Raw genomic sequence first — 18610 nt, forward strand, 5'->3', positions numbered from 1 at the left:
CCAAGCCGTGAAGGCCAACTTAACCGCTCTCAAGGCCGGTAAGGAGGCCTTCACGGCTTTCACCAGCCTGAGGGGAGGGGGCGGCCCTCCGCGAAGCCCGCCGCCGACTGGACGCCCAGCAGGGCCCGCTCGTGGAACTCCTCCAGGGTGCGCGCGCCCGCGTACGTGCACGACGAGCGGACACCCGAGCCGATCGAGTCCAGCAGGTCCTCCACGCCCGGGCGCTGCGGGTCGAGCGCCATCCGCGACGACGAGATGCCCTCCTCGAACAGGGCCTTGCGCGCGCGGTCGAAGACGTTGTCGGTGCGCGTCCGAGCGCCGACGGCCCGCTTCGACGCCATGCCGAACGACTCCTTGTATGGCCGGCCCTGCTCGTCGAACCGCAGGTCACCGGGGGATTCGTAGGTGCCGGCGAACCACGAGCCGACCATCGCCGCGGACGCGCCCGCGGCCAGCGCCAGCGCGACGTCGCGCGGGTGGCGCACCCCGCCGTCGGCCCAGACGTGCTTGCCCAGCTCGCGCGCGGCGGCCGCGCACTCGGCGACCGCGGAGAACTGCGGGCGGCCCACGCCGGTCATCATCCGCGTCGTGCACATCGCGCCCGGCCCCACGCCGACCTTGACGACGTCGGCGCCGGCCTGGATCAGGTCGCGCGTGCCCTCGGCGGTCACGACGTTCCCGGCGACCACCGGGACCTGCGGCGACACCGACCGGACGGCCTTCAGCGCGGCGATCATCTTCTCCTGGTGCCCGTGCGCGGTGTCGACGACCAGCACGTCGACGCCCGAGCCGAGCACGGCTTCGGCCTTCGCCGCGACGTCGCCGTTGACGCCGACCGCGGCGGCGACGCGCAGCTTGCCCGCGCCGTCGACGGCCGGGGTGTAGATGTCCGCGCGCAGCGCCCCGACGGCGGTCAGCACGCCCGCGAGGCGGCCGTCCGCGTCCAGGCCGAGCGCGAGGGGCGCGCCGTGGCTGTGGAGCTGCTCGAAGACCTCGCGCGCCGGCGTGGTCAGTGGCACCGCGACGGCCGGGGGCTGCGCGACGTCGGCGAGACGCGCGAAGCGGTCGACACCCGCGCAGGCCGCTTCGTCCACGATGCCGACCGGGCGGCCTTCGCCGTCGACGACCACGACGGCGCCGTGAGCGCGCTTGTGGACCAGGTTGAGGGCGTCGGCCACGGCGTCGCCGCCGGTCAGCACCAGCGGGGTGTCCCAGACGGTGTGGCGGCTCTTCACCCAGCCGACGATCTCGGCGACGGCGGCGCTGTCCACGTCCTGAGGGAGCACCACCAGCCCTCCGCGGCGGGCGACCGTCTCGGCCATCCGGCGGCCGGCGACCGCGGTCATGTTGGCGACGACGATCGGGATGGTCGCGCCGGTGCCGTCCGCGGTGGAGAGGTCGACGTCGAAGCGGGACTCCACGTCCGAACGGTTCGGCAGCAGGAACACGTCGTCGTAGGTCAGGTCGTGAGCGGGCCGGTGGCCGTCGAGGAAACGCACGAGTCCCCAGGCTACGTGGCCCGCCGCGAGACGGCGAACGCGGCCGGGCCCGTGGCAGGATCGGGGCATGAGCCGCCGCGACCGGGACACCGAGGGACGGGCACGCAACGCACGGCCGCGCGACGGCCTCGGCCGGCCGCTGCCGTACGGCGCCGCCGGCGTCGAGCGCCAGCCGGAAGGCATCGCGAGGACCCCGGCGCAAACGCTTGCGGAAGCTCAGCAGCTCCTCGACGACGGCAAGCCGTTCCACGCGCACGAGGTCTTCGAGGACGCGTGGAAGACGACGGACGGGCCCGACCGCGAGCTGTGGCGCGGGCTCGCCCAGCTCGCGGTCGGGCTGACGCACGCGGCGCGCGGCAACCTGGCGGGGGCGGCGTCACTGCTGGAGCGCGGAGCGGCGAACATCGAGCCGTTCCGGAGCGAGCCACCGCACGGCATCGACGTCGCCGGCCTGCAGCAGTGGGCGCTCACGCTGGCCGAAGAGGCGAAGCAGCGCGTACGGGTGTCGCCGAGCGCGCCGCGGTTGACGTGCTGACGGCCGTCGGCGCCGCGGGCATCGCCGCGGTGGCGTCGCTGGTCGGCGTGACCCTGGGTGCGCTGCTCGAGCCGCTGAAGCTCAACGCCGCCCGGCGGGCGAAGCTGCGCCAGGACCGCGCCGACCGCTGCGGCAAGTACATCGAAGCCGCTGCCCGGGCGCGCCAGCACCTGGTCAGCATCAACGTCAGCCACCGCCAGGGCGCGGACGCCGAGCGGATGGCGGGCTACGAAGACGAGTACTACACGGTGCGGGCGGAGATGCGGTCCCTGCTCGGGCTCCTGGTGATGAGCGGCCCGGACGAGCTCGTGGAGGCGGCCAGGGGCGTGCGGCGCAAGGACATGGACCTGCACCACGTGCGGCACGCCCCGGACGACGGGGGCGAGTTCACCCGGGTCGTGCTGCCGGCGGCCGTCCGGGACGCCGTGGTCGAGCTGGACCGGGCGATCGAGGAGTTCGCCCTCGTCGCCCGGAAGCACACCTCCTAGGCCGCGTCCCAGCCGTTCGAGGCGGCCTTCTCCGCGCCGAGGGTCGTGCCGTCGCCGTGGCCCGTGTGCACCCTCGTCGCCTCCGGGAGGACGAACAGCTTCTCGCGGATGGACTTCACGATCGTCGGGTAGTCCGAATAGGACCGTCCGGTGGCGCCGGGGCCGCCTTGGAACAGCGTGTCGCCGGTGAACAGCACGCCCAGCTTCTCCGCGTACAGGCACACCGCGCCCGGCGCGTGCCCCGGCGTGTGGATGACGCGCAGCGCCGTGCCGGCGATCGTGATCGTCTGGCCGTCCGCCAGCTCGCCGTCCGGCGCGCGGTCCGGGTGGGTCTGGTCCCAGAGGACGCGGTCGTCCGGGTGCAGCAGGATCGGCGCTCCGGTGGCGGCGGCGAGCTCCGGGGCCGCGTTGACGTGGTCGTTGTGCGCGTGGGTGCAGACGATCGCCGCCAGCTTCCGCTCGCCGATGACGTTTTCGATCGCCTTCGCGTCGTGGGCCGCGTCGATCACGATCACCGCCGTGTCGTCGCCCACGATCCACACGTTGTTGTCGACGTCCCAGCTGCCCCCGTCGAGCTGGAAGGTGCCGGACGTCACCAGGTTCTGCACGATCGCCGTCATGTGCCCGACCCTAACGTGGTGCGCAGCCGACGGTCGAGCAGGAGCGCGCCGAGGGCGAGCGCGGTGAAGAACAGGCCGATGACGACGCAGTTGAGCGTCACGCGGCCGTAGCCGAGCGCGGCGGCGTCGACGAACGGGTACGGGTAGAAGCCGGTGACCGCGCCGCGCGGCAGCGTGAACGCGAGCCAGGCCAGCGGGTAGAGCAGCGACCAGCCGGCCGCGCGCCAGGTCAGGGCGCCGCGCGGGCCGGCGACGAGCCAGCCGAGCACGAACAGGATCGGCGTGACCTTGTGCAGCACGATGTCGGAGAACAGGGAAAGCCCGTGCAGCTCGTACAGGCCGGCGAGGGCGACCTGGTAGACGATGCCCGTCACGATGATGCCGACCAGCGCGTCGAGCCAGAGCACGGCGAACAGCGTCTTGCGCGGGGCGCCCAGGGCCACGAGCGACGAGGTAGCGGCGACCAGCAGGTTCGAGTCGATGGTGAAGAAGCAGAGCAGGTTCGCGACCCGGCCGCCGGGATCCGTCGCGGTGGCGACCACCTGGGCGACGAGCCCGGTCAGCGCGACCACGGCGGTGACCGCGAACCAGGCGCGGGTGAGCTTTTCGCTGCGCATCACCGGAGGATAGTTCCACTGTGGACAACTCGATCGAGTCGAGCCGGTCATCCGGGGTTCCGGAGGCGCCCCGGTGCTGTCCGGCACCGGGGCGCTCGGTCGTCAGGCCGTGGTGAGGGCGTCCCGGAGGGTGGTGAACGCCTCGTACTCGGCTTTCTGCTCGACGGGCAGCTGGTAGCCGGCCGCGAGAAGCTTCGGCACGGAGGGGAGGATGCTGAGCTTGAAGCTCTGCCCCTCCGTCGTCTTGATCACGAACCGGCCCTGAAGATCACGCTTCTTGACCGACGCCCGGTTCGCGTCCGTGATCGTCAGCGGGGTGCCCGCCGTGACCGTGCCGCTCTTTTCTTCGAGCGGCACGATCACGAGGTCGGTCTGTCCCGGCCGGAAACCCACTGCGAAATTGCTTACGGTGGTGGTGCGGAAAACGATGAAGTTCTTCTGCTTGATTTCCGCGGCGTACACCTTGGTGTAGCTCGTCCCGTCGGCGACGGCCGCGTCGAAAGCGTTGTGGATCGCCGCTTTCAGCTCTTCCTTGCTTGCCACTTCTACTCCTCCACGCCCGCCCGGGGAGTGGGCGGGTCTTCCGAGGAGCAGCATCGTACTGAGGGACGCCTTCCCGCTCTGTGGGGAAAATTCCTGACAGCGGCAGGAGTTTCCGCGTCGAACAAACCGAATGCCGGCGATTTCGGTGAAATGGTCAGCGCAGTGCTTTCACCAGTGCGGGAACGAAGACCGACGCGTCGACCGTGCCCCAGCCGCTGGCGATGTCGAAGCCCTTCGCCGCGGTGAAGCCGGTGACGCCGTCCTGGCTGTTGTCGCCTTCGGTCACGTCGACGATGCCCGCCTTCGGGCCGGCCGGGCCGAGTTTCGTGTACAGCGCCGGGTTGATCTGGCCGAGCTTGCCGTGCTTGGCCTGCACCGCCAGCGCGAGCACGCCGGCGAACAGCGGCGCGGACTGCGACGTGCCGTACACGCCTTCCATGCTGATGTCCGGGAACGAGCGCATCTTGCTGCCGGTGATCTTCTTGACGCCGTCCTGCCAGTTCGGCCGCGCGTAGGCCTTCGACAGCCCGGCGCCTTCGGAGAAGCCGTTGTCGGCGACGTTCACGACGTCGTCCGCCTTGGTGCGGTCGCCGTTCGCGTCGAGGTGCAGCTGCGTGCCGCCCAGCGTCGTGACGCGCGGGTCGGACGCCGGCCAGCTCGCGACGCGGTACGGGTAGTTGCCCGGGCCGTAGAGGTAACCGCCGGTCGGGCCGTCGTCTCCGGAGGAGGCGACCATCGTGATCCCGGCCTTGCTCGCGCGGTCGAGCGCCGGGTCGAGCGTCTTGATCGAGTCGAACGACGGGAAGTTCTCTTCGGTCGTGCCGAAGCTCATCGAGATGACGTCGGTCAGCTTGTGCTCGGTCAGGTAGTCGACGGCGTGCATCATCTCGGGCAGGCCGGTGAAGCCCTGCGTCTCCGCGACCGGCGTCGCCGCGACGATGATCTTCGCGTTCGGCGCCATGGCGTGCATCATCGTGACGTCGAGGTCGGTCTCGCCGCCCCAGCCCTGGCAGGTGGCGGTGTCGACGCCGGGGTCGGTGCACGCGGGCACCGCGCCGGACGGCTCGATGACCTCGACGTTCGCCGGCGGCAGGCCGTGGTTCTTCGAGTACGTGTCGAGGACCTGCTTGACCTGGTCGTCGCCGAAGGACACCAGCGTCGCGACGGTGCTGCCCGCGCCGGTGATGCCGGCGTTCCACAGCTTCGTCGCGTTGTACGCGGTGCTCTCCTTCGGCAGCGTCGCCATCGCCGCCTCCAGCTTGGCGACGCGCTTCTGCACGGTGTCGGCGCCGACGAACGACTGCGCGGCCGCCGAGAAGTGGTGCTTCGACGGCTGGTGCCCGGCGTCCGGCGTGCTCGGCACGGGCGAGGCGCCGGAGGGTGCCGCGAACGCCGTCACGAGCAGGGTGGTGCTCGCGAGCAAGCCGGACACAGCGCGCAATCTCATGCTTTTCTCCCCTGGCCGAAGGAAACTCCGTCAGCCACTCTGCTCACGACGGGGAGGAGGCAACATCGACTTTCGTCTTTCCTTTTACGAGGAAAGCACCCCGAAGACGCGCGATGTCGTGATCGAGACCTTCGTCGTCAGCTCCCTTCCGAGCGGTCGCCGTGGAGGAGGCCGCGGACCGTGTCGATCGTGTCCGCGTCCGCCGGGTCCTTGTCCGGGCGGTAGCGGACCACCCGCGCGAACCGCAGCGCCAGGCCGCCGGGGTAGCGCGTGCTCACCTGGGCGCTGTCCAGCTCGATCTCCACCACGATCTCCGGGCGGACGTACACCGTCCAGTCGTCGCGGTGGGTCTCGATCTCCTGGAACGTCCTCGTCTGCCACGCCAGCAGCTCGTCGGTCATGCCCTTGAAGGTCTTGCCCACCATGATCGGCGGGCCGCCGTCCGGGTCGCGCGCGCCCAGGTGCAGGTTCGACAGCATGCCCGTTCGCCGCCCGTGACCCCACTCCGCCGCGAGCACCACCAGGTCGATCGTGTGCACCGGCTTGACCTTCAGCCACGCCCGCCCGCGCCGCCCCGCCGCGTACGGCGACGCCAGGTCCTTGACCATCACCCCTTCGTGCCCGGCTTCCATCGCCGCCTCCAGCACGGCGGCCGCCCCCGCCACCCCGACCTCGCCGGGGATCACGTGCGCCCCGGCGACCTTGCGCAGCGCCGCGTTGCGCTCGGACAGCGGCGCGTCCAGCAGGTCGACGCCGTCGAGGTGCAGGCAGTCGAAGAAGTACGGCCGCAGCAGCAACGCCTTGACCTGCTCCTCGCGCGTGCTGCCGAACCGGCTCATCGTGTCCTGGAACGGCCGCGGCCGCCCCGCGTCGGTCAGGGCGAGCGTTTCGCCGTCCAGCACCACCGATTCGCACGGCAGCGCCCGCACGAGCTCGACCAGCTCCTGGACGCTCCCGGTGATCTCGCGCAGCGTCCGCGTCCAGACGTGCACCTCGTCACCCTGGCGGTGCACCTGGATCCGCGCACCGTCCATCTTGTACTCGACGATCGCCTCGGCGTGCTCGGCGACCGCCTCGTCCAGCGACTCCGCCGGCGACGCGAGCATCGGCCTGATCGGCGTGCCGAGCGTGAGCCGGAACTCCGCCAGCGCGGCCGGCCCGCCGGTCATCGCCGCGACCCCGGTGACGCCCAGCTTCCCGGACAGCATGAACGCCCGCCGCACGTCCTCGGCCGGCACCTCGGCCGCCGCCGCGACCGCGTCGACCATCACGCCTTCCAACGCGCCCTGCCGCAGTTCGCCGGTGACCAGCCGGAACAGGAACTGCTGCTCGTCCTTCGTGAGCCGCTCGAACAACGCCCGCAGGACCTCTTGCCGCCGCGTCGCGGAACCCGTGCCCGCCGCGACGCCGGCCGCCGCGGTGAGTGCCGCGTCGACCTCGGTGACCGTCACCTCCGGCGCGGAGACCGAGCCGGCGCCCAGCCCGGCCAGGGTGCGCCAGCCCGCACCCAGCCGGTCCTGCGCCGTCTGCCCGGTCAGGTACGCGATCACCACCGGCAGCTCACCGACCTCGGCGGCGCGCAGCACTTCGGCCAGGAGGGCGATCTTCGCCTTCCTGGACCTCGTCGCCGCCAGCTCGGCGGACGCCCGGACCAACTCGCTCAGCAACACCCGGACATCATGACCCGGACCACCGACAATTTCCTGTCGGTCGGATGTCCGGCCTGGTGCGGACGGGGTGAAGCGCTCACCCGGAGTGGGATCGCGACGACCGAGTGCTCACCGGTCGTTCATCGGAAGCGATCCAGCTGGCCAGGAGGCCCAGCGCGCGTTCGGTCTCCGAGCCCGGCTCGGCGTGGTAGACGACCATGCCCTGGTCGGGGTCCTGGGGCAGGCGCAGCGTCTCGTAGCGCAGCCGCAGCTCGCCGACGACGGGGTTCCGCAGCACCTTCCACCCCTGCGCCTTCTCCCGCACCGCGTGCTCGGCCCACAGCTTCCGGAACTGCTCGCTCGCCAGCGAGAGTTCGCCGATGAGCTGGGCGAACCGCGGGTCGCCGGGGTGACGGCCGCTCTCCGCGCGCAGGTTCGCGACGAGCTCGCGGCAGACGGCGTCGTACTCCGGGTGCAGTTCCTTCGCGCGCTCGTCGGTGAAGATGAGCTTCGGCATGTTGCGCTCTTCGAGGTCGGCGAAGGCGAACGCGACCGCGCCGCCGAGCGCGTTCCAGGCGAGCACGTCCATGTACCGGCCGAAGACGAACGCCGGCGCCTGGATGGCGTCGAGCAGCTGCTGCAGTTCAGGCCGGACCCGCTGCGGCGCGCGCCCGTCACGGCGCTTCGGCGCGGCGAGGTTGCGCAGGTAGGACTCCTCGCCGGCGTTGAGGCGCAGGGCGCGGGCCAGCGCGTCGAGGACCGCGTCCGAGACGTTCTTCGCGCGGCCCTGCTCCAGCCGCGTGTAGTAGTCGACGCTGATGCCGGACAGCTGCGCCAGCTCCTCGCGGCGCAGGCCCTTGACCCGCCGCTGCGTGATCCCGGGCGGGAGGCCCAGGTCGGCGGGGTCCAGTGCGGCGCGGCGCGCCTTCAGGAAGGCGCCCAGCTCGGCTGCGTCACTCATGCCTCCAGTATCCCCGGCTCGCGGCTCCCCGCCTGGTACTGGCAGACCCAGGTTGCGCGTGACCTGGTCCGGCCGTCTCGCGGCTTCCAAGGTGGTGGCATGAAACGACGAATTCTGGGCGGCACGGGCATCTCGGTCAGCGAATACGCGTTCGGCGCGATGATGCTGGGCAAGTGGGGCAACCCGGACCACGAAGAGGGCGTCCGGATGCTGCACACCGCGCTCGACGCCGGCGTGAACTTCTGGGACACCGCGGACATGTACAGCGACGGTGAGAACGAGCGGATCGTCGGAAAGGCGCTGAAGGGCCGCCGCGACGAGGTCGTGCTGGCCACCAAGGGCTTCTTTCCGATGGGTTCCGACCCCAATCAGGGCGGCCTGTCCCGGCGTTGGCTGACCCGCGCGCTGGACGACAGCCTCCGGCGCCTCGACACCGACCACGTCGACCTCTACCAGGTCCACCGGCCCGACCCGGCGACGGACATCGAGGAAACGCTTTCGGTGCTGACGGACTTCGTGCGGTCCGGGAAGGTGCGTGCGATCGGGTCGTCGGACTTCCCGGCCGAGCAGATCGTGGAAGCCCAGTGGGTGGCGGAAAAGCGCGGCCTGGCGCGGTTCCGCGCCGAGCAGCCGCCGTACTCGATCTTCAACCGGGCGGTCGAGGCGGCCGTGCTGCCGACCGCGCAGAAGTACGGCATGGGCGTGCTGACGTGGAGCCCCTTGGCGAGCGGCTGGCTGTCGGGTCGCTACGGCCAACCGTCCGATGTGGACCTTTCCGAGGGGCGCCGGACGCTGCAGGCGCACAAGTTCGACCCGGCGCTGCCCGCGAACGCCGTCAAGTTCGAGGCGATCGCGCAGCTGAAGAAGATCGCCGACGACCTCGGCCGCCCGCTCACGCACCTGGCGACGGCGTTCGTCCGGGCGCACCCGGGCGTGACGTCGGCGATCATCGGCCCGCGCACACCCGCCCAGCTCGACGATCTGCTGGCGGGCGCCGACCTGGTGCTGGACGAGGAGGTGCTGGACCGGATCGACGAAATCGTCCCGCCGGGCACGGACCTCAACCCGGCCGAGAAGGACTACACCCCGCCGGCGCTGGCGGACAAGCGCCTGCGCCGGCGGTAGCGAGCCACCCCCGAAGCGCCACTTTCTCGGGGAAAGATGCGTTTTGAGGGCCCGCGGGCGGCACTTTCCCTAGGAAAGATGCGTCACCTCACGGGGATTTCACTTGCCGCCGCGGGCCATGCGGAGGACGTCGAGCGCTTCGTCGAGCTGCTCTTCGGTGAGCTTGCCGTCCTTCACGTACCCGCGCTCGAGGACCACCTCGCGGATCGTCTTCAGCTCCTTCAACGCCTGCTTCGCGACCGCGGCGGCCTCTTCGTAGCCGATGTACTTGTTCAACGGCGTCACGATCGACGGCGAACCTTCGGCGTAGGTGCGCGTGCGCTCGGTGTTCACGGTGATGCCCGCGAAGACCTTGTCCGCCAGCAACCGCGACACCGCCGCGATCAGGCGCGCCGACTCGAGGACGTTGCGGGCGATCACCGGCAGGTTGACGTTCAGCTGGAAGTTGCCCGCGGCGCCCGCGAAGGCGACGGCCGCGTCGTTGCCGATCACCTGCGCCACCACCTGCAGCGTCGCCTCCGGGATCACCGGGTTCACCTTGCCCGGCATGATCGACGAGCCCGGCTGCAAATCCGGCAGCGCGAGCTCGGCCAGGCCGGTGCGCGGGCCGGAACCCAGCCAGCGCAGGTCGTTCGCGATCTTGTTGAGCGACACGGCGATCGTGCGCAGGTGCCCGGAGGTCTCGACGACGCTGTCCTGCGTCGCCTGCGCCTCGAAGTGGTCGCGGGCCTCGGTCAGCGGCAGCCCGGTCACCGTGGCGAGCTCGGCCGCGACGCTCGAGCCGAAGCCGTCCGGCGCGTTGAGCCCCGACCCGACGGCCGTACCGCCGATCGGCAGCTCACCCAGCCGCGGCAGGCCGGACTTCAGCCGTTCGACGCCGAAGCGGACCTGCGACGCCCACGCGCCGGCCTCCTGGCCGAGGGTGATGGGCACGGCGTCCATCAGGTGCGTGCGGCCGGACTTCACGACGTCGGCCCACTCCGCGGCGCGCACCTCGATGGCGCCGGCGAGGTACTCGAGCGCCGGGATGACGTCCTTGAGGACGGCTTCGGTGGCGGCGACGTGGATGGTCGTCGGGAAGGTGTCGTTGGACGACTGCGAGGCGTTGACGTGGTCGTTCGGGTGCACATCGCGGCCGAGGGCGCGGGACGCGAGCGTCGCGATGACCTCGTTGGCGTTCATGTTCGACGACGTCCCCGAGCCGGTCTGGAAGACGTCGATCGGGAAGTGCGCGTCGTGGGCACCCTCGGCGACTTCGTCGGCGGCGGCCGCGATGGCGTTCGCGACGTCGGCGTCGAGCACACCCAGCTTGAGGTTCACGCGCGCGGCGGCGGCCTTGAGCAGGCCGAGCGCGCGGATCTGGGCGCGCTCCAGGCCCCGGCCGGAGATGGGGAAGTTCTCGACGGCCCGCTGGGTCTGCGCGCGGTAGAGCGCGTCGGCCGGCACGCGGACCTCGCCCATCGTGTCGTGTTCGATCCGGTATTCCTGGTCAGCCATGCCCCCGATTCTGGACCTGATCGCGGGTTATCGCGTGGTGGCGTTGCGCACCCTGCGCCGCTCGCCGATCACCGCGGTCACGGTCACCGCGGCGAGCAGTCCCGCGATGCCCAGGCACGCGAAGACCAGCGGCACCGTCGGATGCTGCCGCCCGGCCGGCTGGGTCGCGACGAGCCCGTCAGGATCCTCGACGACCGCCACCCGGCTGCCGACCACCAGCCGCGTGCCCACACCAGGGTCGAGCGAGCCCGGGCTGCCGTCCGGGTTCCGCAGGTCGTACGTGTAGCCGACCCCGGCCTTGAGGCGGTGGACGGATTCCGCCACGACCTCGGCGTCGACCGGCTTCCCGCGGGAAAGCAGGATTTCGTCGCCGATCCCCGCCCAGCCACCGAAGAACACCGCGTACACCGGCAGGAGGCCGAGCGTCACGAGCAGCGCGCCCGTGCGAGCCAGCCAGCGGCCGAGCAAGAGCAAGACCACGAAAGAAACCGCGACGAAGAACACCAAAGCTTCGGATTCGGCGGACGGGAGCCCGAGCCGGATGACCAAGGCGAACCAGCCGGAGAGCCCCACCACCGCCGCGGCAGCGCTCAGCAGCGTCCGACGCACGCCCCACGGCGGGCGCCGGTCGTCGGGGCGCCGGTGTCGCACGACGTCGAGTGAACTCCGATCCGGCTAGGATCGGCTGTGTTCTCGATCACCGCCATCCACCACTGGCTGGAGCGAGCATGACTGAAGCTTCTGGGGACTCCTATGACCTCGTGATCATCGGCGCGGGCCCGACCGGCCTGTTCGCCGCCTACTACGCCGGGTTCCGCGGCCTCTCCATGGCGGTGGTCGACTCGCTGCCCGAACCCGGTGGCCAGGTGACGGCGATGTACCCCGAGAAGATGATCTACGACGTCGGCGGCTTCGCCGAGATCCGGGGCCGCGACCTGGTCGACGGCCTCGTGCAGCAGGCCGCGCCGTGGAAGCCGAAGTACCTGCTGGGGCGCAAGGCCGAAAAGCTCGAAACCCTCGGGGACGGCGTCGAGCTGACCCTGGACGGCGGCGAGACGCTGCGTGCGCGCGCGGTCCTCGTCACCGCGGGCATCGGTGAGTTCACGCCGCGTCCGCTGCCCGCCGGCGACGGCTGGCTCGGCCGCGGCATGGTCCACTTCGTCCCGTCGCTGCAGGCGCACGCGGGGCAGCACGTCGTGGTCGTCGGCGGCGGCGACTCGGCGTTCGACTGGATCCTCGCCCTGCGCCCGGTCGCGGCGAGCGTGACGCTCGTGCACCGCCGCGCCAAGTTCCGCGCCGCCGAGTCGATCGTCCGGCAGGTGCGCGAACTCGGCACCCGGATCATCACCGACGCCGAGGTCACGCGGTTCGTCGAGGACGCGAACGGCGCGCTCGAAGCCGTCGACGTCTCGATCAAGGGCGCCGGCGAGGAGCGGCTGCCCGCCAACGCCGTCGTCGCGGCGCTCGGGTTCACCGCCGACCTCGGCCCGATCGAGAGCTGGGGCCTGGAAATCGACCACCGCGCCATCGCCGTCGACTCGACGATGGCGACCGCGCGCGAACGCGTCTACGCGGCCGGCGACGTCGCCGCGTACCCGGGGAAGGTCAAGCTGATCGCGACCGGCTTCGGCGAAGCCGCGACGGCGGTCAACAACATCGCCGTCGCGCTCGACCCGGACGCCCACCTGTTCCCGGGCCACTCCAGCAACGCCGAGTAGGTCAGGCCTTCGTCTTCTCCGCGATCCACGGCGCGTACGCGACGACGGACGTGTAGATCGACGGCGCCGAGGCGCACACCGGGTCGTTGTTGCCCGGCCGGCTGGTGACGCCGACGAGCAGCCAGTGGTCGCCCTCGCGGACGATCTCCGGACCGCCCGAGTCGCCGAAGCACGCTCCGGACTTGCCGCCGGGGTTGTCGGTGCACAGCTCGGCCGTGCCGTCGAACCCCGCCGTGCACTTCGCGCCCTCGACGATGTGCGTGTCGAGCTGCTGCAGGTTCGTCGGGATGTCGCCGCAGTCGACCTTCGGGCAGGTCTGCCCCCAGCCGAGGATCCGGGTGGCCGTGCCCGGCGCCGCGGCCGTCGCGAGCGCGATCGGCGCGGCCGCGGCCGGTGCCGCCAGCCGCAGCAGCGCGATGTCGCCCGCCGGCTTCTGGGTGTTGAACGCCGGGTTCACGACGATGCCGGCGACCTGGGCGACTTCGCCGCCCTGGCCCACGTCGTTCGTGCCCGCCCGCACGGAGATCCCGGCCGGGGTCTTGTCGAACGCGCAGTGCGCGGCCGTCACCACCCAGGTGGGGGTGATCAGCGCGCCGGCGCAGAACAGCTTGCCCGACGAGGAGTGCAACGACACCGTGAACGGGTAAGGCTGATCCGCGACGGCGCCTCCGACGATGGCGGGTTCGGCCGACGCGGTGGCGGGGACCAGGGCGAACACCAGGACCAGCAGGGCCAGTAGTCGCCTGGGCACGGAACTCCTTCTACGGCAGCGGGGGAACGACGTCGTCGTCGGGCGCGTCCAGGTGGCCGTCGAAGTTGACCGAGGAGTACGCCCGCAGCTTGTTCAGCCGGTGGTAGCCGTCGATCATTCTGACGGTCCCGGACTTGGACCGCATCACGATGGACTGCGTCGTCGCGCCGCCCTCGCGGTAGTGGACGCCGCGCAGCAGGTCGCCGTCGGTGACGCCGGTCGCGCAGAAGAAGACGTTGTCGCCGCGCACGAGGTCGTCGTTCAGCAGCACGCGGTCGAGGTCGTGGCCGGCGGCGAGGGCCTTCTCGCGCTCGGCGTCGTCCTTCGGCCACAGCCGGCCCTGCAGCTCGCCGCCGAGGCACTTCATCGCGCAGGCCGCGATGATGCCTTCGGGGGTGCCGCCGATGCCGATCAGCATGTCGACGCCGGTGGTGGGGCGGGCGGCGGCGATCGCGCCCGCGACGTCGCCGTCGGAGATGAACCGGATCCGCGCGCCGGCGTCCCGGATCTCCTTGATGATCTGCTCGTGGCGCGGGCGGTCGAGGACGCACACGGTGACGTCGCCGATGCTGCTGTTCTTCGCCTTGGCGACGCGCCGGATGTTCTCCGCGATCGGCGCGCCGAGCTCGACCTTGCCCGCCGCGTCCGGCCCGACGGCCAGCTTCTCCATGTAGAACACCGCGGACGGGTCGAACATCGCGCCGCGCTCGGCGACCGCGAGCACCGCGAGGGCGTTGGGCATGCCCTTGGCCATCAGCGTGGTGCCGTCGACCGGGTCGACCGCGACGTCGCAGTCCGGCCCGTCGCCGTTGCCGACCTCTTCGCCGTTGAACAGCATGGGCGCTTCGTCTTTTTCGCCCTCGCCGATCACCACGACCCCGCGCATCGACACCGTCGACACCAGCTGGCGCATCGCGTCGACGGCCGCGCCGTCGCCGCCGATCTTGTCGCCGCGGCCGACCCAGCGGCCCGCCGCCATCGCGGCGGCCTCGGTCACCCGGACCAGTTCCATCGCGAGGTTGCGGTCGGGCGCTTCACGACGACTCTCTGCGGTGGACATCATTGCCTCCCGGATCGTGGAACTGGCGGGTCAACAGTCTGTCAGATACCCGCCGAGTTTCCCGATGCCGAAGGCATGGCAAACGTCACTGACCGTCGCCGGTTTCGTCCTCGACGGACGCCAGAGCAGCCTCGATGCGTTCGCGGGCGCCTTCGAGATGGCGCTCACAGAGCTTCGCGAGCTTCTCGCCCTTCTCCCACAGCGCGAGCGACTGCTCGAGGGACAGACCGCCGGCTTCGAGCTCGCGGACGACCTCGACGAGGCGGTCCCGGGCCTGCTCGTAGCCGAGTTCCTCGCTGGCTGCTTCACTCACGCTGGGCGTTCTCCGACCTTCCGGCTTGGGCTGTGCGCGCACACTACCGCGCTGGCCATGGCGTGGTCGTACCCGACGAACGCCAGGGCGAACTCCTGCCCGTCACCCTCCGCGATCGCCTCTTCGAGGTTCTCCTGCGCGCCCGCGACGCGCTTGCGGTGCCCGGCGCCCTCGGCGAACCACCAGCGCGAGCCGACCTGTGTCGACGTCGCCTCGGACAGCCGCCGCAGCTGCGGCCCCAGCTCGCGGCGGGCGGCGCCACCGCAGCCGGCGAGCAGTGCCGTCCAGCACTCGGCGGCCGCCCGGTCGGTGCGCATCGCCTGGTCCAGCAGGGGACGCGCGCCCAGGCGCCGGGCCGCGTCCAGGGTGAGGGGGAGGAACGTCGCCGCCTTCAGCGTCACTCCAGTGCTCCTTCCGCCACCGCGCCGATCGCGCCGTCACCCACGCGCACGCGCAGCTGGGCACCGGCCTCGACTTCGGAGACGGAGCGGAGTACCTGGAGGTTGCCTTCGGAGTCGAGGAACTGCACGACCGCGTAGCCGCGGGCCAGCGTCGCGGCCGGGCCCAGCGCGGTCAGCCGGGCCCGTGCGCTCGCGAGCTCGGCCTGGTCCTTGGCGAGCAGCGTCAGCATGGCGCGGCGCGCGCGTTCACGGTGGACGTCGACGTCGTCCTGGCGCCGCTGGACCGGGCCGAGCGGGTCGGCCAGCGACGGGCGGCTGCGCAGCTGCGTCAGCAGGCGCGCCTGCGTGTCGACCCAGCCGTGGAGGGCGCGGCGCCCGCGGTCGCGCATCTGCCGGACCCGCTCGGTCTCCTCGCGGTGGTCCGGCACGATCCGCTTGCTCGCGTCGGTCGGCGTGGAGCAGCGCAGGTCGGCGACGTAGTCGAGCAGGGGGGTGTCGGGTTCGTGCCCGATGGCGCTGACCACCGGCGTCCCCGCGGCCGACACCGCGCGGCAGAGCGCCTCGTCGGAGAACGGCAGCAGGTCCTCGACGCTGCCGCCGCCGCGGGCGATGACGATGACGTCGATGTCGGGGTCGGCGTCCAGGATGCGCAGCGCGCGCATGACCTGCGGCACCGCCTGCGAGCCCTGCACGGCGGTGTTGATGACCTTGAACCGGACGTGCGGCCACCGCGTCTGCGCGTTGACCAGCACGTCCCGCTCGGCGGCCGACGCGCGGCCGGTGATCAGCCCGACGCCTCGGGGCAGGAACGGGATCGGCCGCTTGCGCTGCGCCGAGAAGAGCCCTTCGGCGGTCAGCAGCTTCTTGAGGCGCTCGATGCGGGCCAGCAGCTCACCGATGCCGACCGCGCGGATCTGGTCGGCGCGCAGGCTGAGCGTGCCCCGGCCGAAGAAGAACGACGGCTTCGCGTGCACGACGACGCTCGCGCCCTCGCGCAACGGCGGTTCCATCTCGCGGATCAGCCAGTTCGGGCAGGTCACGGACATCGAGACGTCCGCCGACGGGTCGCGCAGCGTGAGGAACGCGGTCTGCGTGTTCGGCCGGGAGTTGACCTGCGTGACCTGGCCTTCGACCCAGACGCTGCCGAGCCGGTGGACCCAGTCGCCGATCTTGCGCGCGACCGTGCGCACCGGCCACGGCTTTTCGGCGGTGCTCGCTTCGGTTTCGGTCACTGGCCGTTCTCTTGGCCGTCTTCCCCGGCCTGTTCGGCCTTGCGGGCGTTGGCGATCCGGCGTGACAGCATCCCGGTGAAGGACGAGCGGTCGGCGTGCGCGCGCTCGTACTCGAGGATCGTCTCGAGCTGGGCGATCGAGAGCTGGCGCAGGCGGGCCCGCAGCTGCGGGAGGGTGAGCTGGTCGTAGCCGGTCAGCCCGGCCGGGCCGTCGTACCCGCCGGCGCTGGTCCGGGGCGTCTCGCTCTTGGTCCTCTTGTCGACCTTGGGTGTGCCCGGCTTCGGCTTGGTGTCGTCTTCGTGGGGTCGTTCCGGGGCGTCTTCCTGGGCGTCGTTCTCGCCGTCGGCGTGGTCTTCGGCGAGCGCGCGTTCCTCTTCGGCCCACGGATCGCCCAGTTCCGCTTCGAGTTCGGCCGCTGACGGAATGTGACCGTTGATCTCCGAGCGCGGCTCGGGAACCTCGGCGACGGGCGCGGGGGCCGGGCGTGCGGGCGGGGCGTCGGACGGAAGGTCCTCGTCGAAGGTCGCCCAGCTGGGCGTGTCTTCGACGGGGCGCAGGCTCGACAGGGCGTTGTCGCCCTTGATCGCGAGCTCGGTGACGTGCTGCTGGACGCGCATGGAGGCCTGCAGCACCTGGCTAACCACGGTCACCGGGAGCCCGGCGAGCTGCCGGGGAAGCTCACGAACCCGCTCGGCGGTGGAGACGGCGAGGCCCGCGGCGACCCGGAGGGGGAGCGGGAATGGCTTCATGCGTCCAGCCTGCCGCATATCGGCCATCCTGCCCAACCGAACGAGTGGGTTCGGGCGCAATGCGTGACCCCGCGCACAGCACGGTAGAGGGACGAAGCTCACCCGAAAGGGACTTCAAGTTCGCTGCCGGGCTGCCCGTACCCTGGGTGGCATGAGTTCAGCGAGTCCCGGAATCGAGCCCGCGGGTACCCCGACGATCACCGGCACCGCTTCCGGCAAGCGGGTGCTGCTCGCCAAGCCCCGTGGTTACTGCGCCGGCGTCGACCGCGCGGTGATCGCCGTCGAGAAGGCCCTCGAGGTCTACGGCGCTCCGGTGTACGTCCGCAAGGAGATCGTGCACAACCGGCACGTGGTCGACACGCTGCGCGAGCGCGGCGCGATCTTCGTCGACGAGACGTCCGAGGTGCCCGAGGGCGCGCTGGTGGTGTTTTCCGCCCACGGCGTCTCCCCGATGGTGCACGCGGAGGCCGCCGACCGGAACCTGCGCACGATCGACGCGACCTGCCCCCTGGTGACGAAGGTGCACAAGGAGGTCAACCGGTTCGCGAAGGACGACTACGACATCCTGCTGATCGGTCACGAAGGCCACGAAGAGGTCGAGGGCACGGCCGGCGAGGCGCCGGACAAGGTCCAGCTGGTCGACAAGGCGGAGGACGTCGACAAGGTCGAGGTGCGCGACCCGTCGAAGGTGATCTGGCTGTCCCAGACGACGCTGTCGGTCGACGAGACGATGGAGCGCGTCGACCAGCTCCGCGAGCGCTTCCCGGGCTTGGCGGACCCGCCGAGCGACGACATCTGCTACGCGACGACGAACCGCCAGGTCGCGGTCAAGGCGATGGCGGCGGAGTGCGACCTGGTCCTGGTGGTCGGGTCCACGAACTCGTCCAACTCGAAGCGCCTGGTCGAGGTGGCCCTGAAGGCGGGGGCGCGGGCGTCGTACCTGGTCGACTTCGCGCACGAGGTCGACGAGGCGTGGCTTTCCGGCGTGACGACGGTGGGTGTCACGTCGGGGGCGTCGGTCCCGGACGAGCTGGTCATGGAGCTGCTCGCTTGGCTGGCGGAGCGGGGTTACGGCGACGTCGACGAGGTGACGACGGCGAACGAGAAGATCACCTTCGCGCCGCCGAAGGAGCTGCGGAAGGTCTGAGGTTTACGTCGGTTCGGCGGTGGGCCGCGGGTGCGGCTCGCCGCCGAACTGCGTTGGGGACTGCGGCGGCGGAGTGCGGTCTTCGATCACGTGAGTTCCGCCTGTAGTCACGCGAGTGCGGCCTTCGCGCACGCGAGTTTCGGCTCTGATCACGCGAGTTCGGTCCTCGAGCACGCGAGACCCGCCGGCGAGCACGTGATGCGCAGGAGCCCGTTTTCCAGGGCGGAAGCCGGAGTCTGACTCAGGACAGTGCCGCTG

At 71.3% G+C, this 18610-nt stretch carries 20 protein-coding genes; 5 read left to right on the forward strand and 15 right to left on the reverse strand.

The genetic code is table 11. The features are described 5' to 3' along the window. Positions 1–59: 59 nt before the first annotated feature. On the reverse strand, positions 60–1499 hold the full coding sequence (locus AB0M83_RS45530) for a GuaB1 family IMP dehydrogenase-related protein (protein ID WP_364527980.1): 1440 nt from the start codon (positions 1497–1499) through the stop codon (positions 60–62). Between the two features lie 67 nt (positions 1500–1566). On the opposite strand from AB0M83_RS45530, the gene AB0M83_RS45535 reads away from it, so the two are divergent. Further along, complete coding sequence (locus AB0M83_RS45535) at positions 1567–2034, forward strand: DUF309 domain-containing protein (RefSeq protein WP_364527983.1); 468 nt, start codon at positions 1567–1569, stop codon at positions 2032–2034. Next, positions 2028–2522 carry a hypothetical protein gene (locus AB0M83_RS45540; RefSeq protein WP_364527986.1) on the forward strand — a complete coding sequence of 165 codons (495 nt, stop codon included), beginning with the start codon at positions 2028–2030 and terminating at the stop codon, positions 2520–2522. Before AB0M83_RS45535 ends, AB0M83_RS45540 begins: the two co-directional genes overlap by 7 nt. Here the strand turns inward: AB0M83_RS45540 and AB0M83_RS45545 are convergent. The 6 genes from AB0M83_RS45545 to AB0M83_RS45570 all read right to left on the reverse strand — a co-directional run bounded on the left by AB0M83_RS45545 (position 2519) and on the right by AB0M83_RS45570 (position 8359). Beyond that, complete coding sequence (locus tag AB0M83_RS45545; RefSeq protein WP_364527988.1) at positions 2519–3142, reverse strand: MBL fold metallo-hydrolase; 624 nt, start codon at positions 3140–3142, stop codon at positions 2519–2521. The genes AB0M83_RS45540 and AB0M83_RS45545 overlap by 4 nt on opposite strands. Further along, positions 3139–3759 carry a Pr6Pr family membrane protein gene (locus tag AB0M83_RS45550; RefSeq protein WP_364527991.1) on the reverse strand — a complete coding sequence of 207 codons (621 nt, stop codon included), beginning with the start codon at positions 3757–3759 and terminating at the stop codon, positions 3139–3141. Before AB0M83_RS45550 ends, AB0M83_RS45545 begins: the two co-directional genes overlap by 4 nt. Before the next feature lie 102 nt (positions 3760–3861). Next, on the reverse strand, positions 3862–4356 hold the full coding sequence (locus AB0M83_RS45555) for a hypothetical protein (RefSeq protein ID WP_364527994.1): 495 nt from the start codon (positions 4354–4356) through the stop codon (positions 3862–3864). A gap of 100 nt (positions 4357–4456) precedes the next feature. Then, positions 4457–5749, reverse strand: coding sequence for a S53 family peptidase (locus AB0M83_RS45560; protein ID WP_364527997.1), 1293 nt, complete (start codon positions 5747–5749; stop codon positions 4457–4459). Positions 5750–5886: 137 nt separating this feature from the next. Further along, on the reverse strand, positions 5887–7419 hold the full coding sequence (locus tag AB0M83_RS45565) for an ATP-dependent DNA ligase (RefSeq protein ID WP_364528000.1): 1533 nt from the start codon (positions 7417–7419) through the stop codon (positions 5887–5889). 76 nt (positions 7420–7495) lie between these two features. Next, positions 7496–8359 carry a helix-turn-helix transcriptional regulator gene (locus AB0M83_RS45570; protein ID WP_364528003.1) on the reverse strand — a complete coding sequence of 288 codons (864 nt, stop codon included), beginning with the start codon at positions 8357–8359 and terminating at the stop codon, positions 7496–7498. Between the two features lie 99 nt (positions 8360–8458). Between AB0M83_RS45570 and AB0M83_RS45575 the strand changes: the two genes are divergently transcribed. After that, positions 8459–9484, forward strand: a complete 1026-nt coding sequence (locus tag AB0M83_RS45575) for an aldo/keto reductase (protein ID WP_364528006.1) — start codon at positions 8459–8461, stop codon at positions 9482–9484. Between the two features lie 99 nt (positions 9485–9583). Here AB0M83_RS45575 and AB0M83_RS45580 read toward each other — a convergent pair whose 3' ends face one another. Then, positions 9584–10981 carry a class II fumarate hydratase gene (locus AB0M83_RS45580; protein WP_364528009.1) on the reverse strand — a complete coding sequence of 466 codons (1398 nt, stop codon included), beginning with the start codon at positions 10979–10981 and terminating at the stop codon, positions 9584–9586. Between the two features lie 27 nt (positions 10982–11008). Next, positions 11009–11632 carry a hypothetical protein gene (locus AB0M83_RS45585; RefSeq protein WP_364528012.1) on the reverse strand — a complete coding sequence of 208 codons (624 nt, stop codon included), beginning with the start codon at positions 11630–11632 and terminating at the stop codon, positions 11009–11011. A gap of 77 nt (positions 11633–11709) precedes the next feature. Between AB0M83_RS45585 and AB0M83_RS45590 the strand changes: the two genes are divergently transcribed. Beyond that, complete coding sequence (locus tag AB0M83_RS45590; protein WP_364528015.1) at positions 11710–12699, forward strand: NAD(P)/FAD-dependent oxidoreductase; 990 nt, start codon at positions 11710–11712, stop codon at positions 12697–12699. Position 12700: 1 nt separating this feature from the next. Here the strand turns inward: AB0M83_RS45590 and AB0M83_RS45595 are convergent, their stop codons facing one another. The 6 genes from AB0M83_RS45595 to AB0M83_RS45620 form a co-directional block, all read right to left on the reverse strand. Continuing rightward, entirely contained in the window at positions 12701–13450 is a 750-nt protein-coding gene (locus AB0M83_RS45595) for a serine protease (RefSeq protein ID WP_364528018.1), read from the reverse strand. 10 nt (positions 13451–13460) lie between these two features. Next, positions 13461–14510 (reverse strand): class II fructose-bisphosphatase, encoded by a 1050-nt coding sequence (glpX, locus tag AB0M83_RS45600; protein WP_364528021.1) that lies wholly within the window; start codon positions 14508–14510, stop codon positions 13461–13463. An 85-nt stretch (positions 14511–14595) separates the two neighbouring features. Beyond that, positions 14596–14823 carry an exodeoxyribonuclease VII small subunit gene (locus tag AB0M83_RS45605; protein ID WP_364528024.1) on the reverse strand — a complete coding sequence of 76 codons (228 nt, stop codon included), beginning with the start codon at positions 14821–14823 and terminating at the stop codon, positions 14596–14598. Further along, positions 14820–15224 carry a hypothetical protein gene (locus AB0M83_RS45610; RefSeq protein WP_364528026.1) on the reverse strand — a complete coding sequence of 135 codons (405 nt, stop codon included), beginning with the start codon at positions 15222–15224 and terminating at the stop codon, positions 14820–14822. The genes AB0M83_RS45605 and AB0M83_RS45610 overlap by 4 nt, the downstream gene beginning before the upstream one ends. Continuing rightward, positions 15221–16456, reverse strand: a complete 1236-nt coding sequence (gene xseA, locus AB0M83_RS45615; protein ID WP_364528029.1) for an exodeoxyribonuclease VII large subunit — start codon at positions 16454–16456, stop codon at positions 15221–15223. Before xseA ends, AB0M83_RS45610 begins: the two co-directional genes overlap by 4 nt. Next, complete coding sequence (locus tag AB0M83_RS45620; RefSeq protein WP_364528032.1) at positions 16453–17205, reverse strand: lipid droplet-associated protein; 753 nt, start codon at positions 17203–17205, stop codon at positions 16453–16455. The genes xseA and AB0M83_RS45620 overlap by 4 nt, the downstream gene beginning before the upstream one ends. Before the next feature lie 151 nt (positions 17206–17356). Between AB0M83_RS45620 and AB0M83_RS45625 the strand changes: the two genes are divergently transcribed. After that, the gene (locus AB0M83_RS45625; RefSeq protein ID WP_360677707.1) at positions 17357–18352 is read left to right on the forward strand and encodes a 4-hydroxy-3-methylbut-2-enyl diphosphate reductase; all 996 of its coding nucleotides are present in this window, start codon (positions 17357–17359) and stop codon (positions 18350–18352) included. Positions 18353–18610 lie beyond the last annotated feature (258 nt).

The sequence above is a fragment of the Amycolatopsis sp. NPDC051106 genome (assembly GCF_040682775.1).
In the GTDB taxonomy this organism is placed as follows: domain Bacteria; phylum Actinomycetota; class Actinomycetes; order Mycobacteriales; family Pseudonocardiaceae; genus Amycolatopsis.

Coding starts and splice junctions, on each gene's coding strand:
- AB0M83_RS45535 (WP_364527983.1), top strand. CDS start 1,567: ATGAGCCGCCGCGACCGGGACACCGAGGGACGGGCACGCAACGCACGG.
- AB0M83_RS45545 (WP_364527988.1), bottom strand. CDS start 3,142: ATGACGGCGATCGTGCAGAACCTGGTGACGTCCGGCACCTTCCAGCTC.
- AB0M83_RS45550 (WP_364527991.1), bottom strand. CDS start 3,759: ATGCGCAGCGAAAAGCTCACCCGCGCCTGGTTCGCGGTCACCGCCGTG.
- AB0M83_RS45555 (WP_364527994.1), bottom strand. CDS start 4,356: ATGCTGCTCCTCGGAAGACCCGCCCACTCCCCGGGCGGGCGTGGAGGA.
- AB0M83_RS45560 (WP_364527997.1), bottom strand. CDS start 5,749: ATGAGATTGCGCGCTGTGTCCGGCTTGCTCGCGAGCACCACCCTGCTC.
- AB0M83_RS45570 (WP_364528003.1), bottom strand. CDS start 8,359: ATGAGTGACGCAGCCGAGCTGGGCGCCTTCCTGAAGGCGCGCCGCGCC.
- AB0M83_RS45575 (WP_364528006.1), top strand. CDS start 8,459: ATGAAACGACGAATTCTGGGCGGCACGGGCATCTCGGTCAGCGAATAC.
- AB0M83_RS45580 (WP_364528009.1), bottom strand. CDS start 10,981: ATGGCTGACCAGGAATACCGGATCGAACACGACACGATGGGCGAGGTC.
- AB0M83_RS45590 (WP_364528015.1), top strand. CDS start 11,710: ATGACTGAAGCTTCTGGGGACTCCTATGACCTCGTGATCATCGGCGCG.
- glpX (WP_364528021.1), bottom strand. CDS start 14,510: ATGTCCACCGCAGAGAGTCGTCGTGAAGCGCCCGACCGCAACCTCGCG.
- AB0M83_RS45620 (WP_364528032.1), bottom strand. CDS start 17,205: ATGAAGCCATTCCCGCTCCCCCTCCGGGTCGCCGCGGGCCTCGCCGTC.
- AB0M83_RS45625 (WP_360677707.1), top strand. CDS start 17,357: ATGAGTTCAGCGAGTCCCGGAATCGAGCCCGCGGGTACCCCGACGATC.